This is a genomic window from Candidatus Gracilibacteria bacterium (assembly GCA_010119145.1).
Lineage (GTDB): Bacteria > Patescibacteriota > Gracilibacteria > BD1-5 > UBA6164 > JAACSU01.
Genome location: JAACSU010000034.1, coordinates 1 through 1,400, shown reverse-complemented (window position 1 = coordinate 1,400; position 1,400 = coordinate 1). Strand labels below are relative to the sequence as shown.

Here is a 1,400-nt window from a genome sequence, read left to right as displayed (position 1 = left end):
TTTGTTTAATTTTTCGACAAGAATACAATAAATAATCTAATATATAGTATTGAATATTAAATAGTTATTAACATTTTACATAAAGTTATTAACAATATGCTGTAATGTTTGTCGTTTCTTATAATTACTTGATTTACAATGTTTTAATTTATAGAAGTCTCCTATAATAATTCTATTATTGTAAAATTTTTCGTCAAAATGTAAAAAACTAATAACATCACGCACAACTGCCTGATATTGAAAATATTGAGAAGCTTGGGCAAAAATTATGTAATTTATTGCAAGACTGATAATTGATAAAATTGTTTTTTTAATGTTCTATTGTATTAATTGTTATTCTAATTTTTTTTGGAGTTTTATCTATTACAAAATTTTACTACTCTTTGCATCAAAGCATTGTACTGATAATGTGCATCATTTTTGTATTTTTTGCAGAGTTGTTGGTATAAAAGCATATTAGGGGCATCTTGTTTCCCATTTACTTTAAGACCCAATTCTTTCAGACGGGTTGAGCAAATAAAGACAGCAAGTGCAAAAATTGTTTTTTTTCTACCTTCAGCTATATCGTTTAACCCTTTTCCGATTATTTCCCAACCGGGAACAGTTTTATATTCACTTTTCTTTAGCATTACGAATGAATTTTATAAGTCTTTTCTCTAAAGAACTAATGTCAATTGCAGGATATCTAATTAAATTTGGTTTTATTTTTTGAAACAAAACAGAAAGCAAATTCATATCAAAACCGCTAAAATGTGAAAAGCCAGTAGCATCAATTAAATCTTGTTCCCAACCTCGCTGCACTTTAGCAATAATCTGAGAATAGAGGTCGTAATGAAAGAATGAAACATTATTGTTTTTTTGAATGAAAATATTGCGTTTATCCCAACCGGGAATCAATGGAATAAAATGTGAAGGTGAAACAATCTCAATATTCATATTCAGTGTTTCTTTTAATAACTGAATTGCCTTATACATTTCATCCGTATCGGGTTGAAATGATATATCCACATCAATTGTGGTATTTCTTATTCCAAACCAAATAGCAGTAGCACCACCGGTAAAATAAACTGATGTTGGTTTTTTTATTATTTTTCCAAACTCTTTTATAAATTGCTCTACCGTATTTTTATTGGAAGGGTTCCGCATATTTTATTATTTTTTATCAGATGAATTATAAAGAGATTTAAGTTGTTCTATTTCGGCTTTTGTCTCCTTGTAATTTGATTTTAATTCAGAGTTCTCAAGTTCTAATTTTTCAATTTTTGCATTTAATTCAGTTATCTTATTTTGATGTTTTTGTACTTCGTTTAATAATAAAACCGATAACATGGGATATTGAACAGCATCAGGAATTAATTTTCAGAATCACTACCTTTTATTACGTCTTTTTCTTTTGCAAA

The 1,400-nt window shown here is 27.5% G+C and carries 3 protein-coding genes; all 3 read right to left on the bottom strand.

The features are described 5' to 3' along the window. Nucleotides 1-356: 356 nt before the first annotated feature. From GW846_06615 to GW846_06605, 3 genes are read right to left on the bottom strand one after another with little or no spacing between them, the layout of a single operon-like run. Nucleotides 357-629 carry a hypothetical protein gene (locus GW846_06615; protein NDK10417.1) on the bottom strand — a complete coding sequence of 91 codons (273 nt, stop codon included), beginning with the start codon at nucleotides 627-629 and terminating at the stop codon, nucleotides 357-359. Further along, the gene (locus GW846_06610; protein ID NDK10416.1) at nucleotides 607-1,146 is read right to left on the bottom strand and encodes a hypothetical protein; all 540 of its coding nucleotides are present in this window, start codon (nucleotides 1,144-1,146) and stop codon (nucleotides 607-609) included. The genes GW846_06615 and GW846_06610 overlap by 23 nt, the downstream gene beginning before the upstream one ends. Before the next feature lie 6 nt (nucleotides 1,147-1,152). Continuing rightward, on the bottom strand, nucleotides 1,153-1,329 hold the full coding sequence (locus tag GW846_06605; protein ID NDK10415.1) for a hypothetical protein: 177 nt from the start codon (nucleotides 1,327-1,329) through the stop codon (nucleotides 1,153-1,155). Between the last annotated feature and the right edge of the window lie 71 nt (nucleotides 1,330-1,400).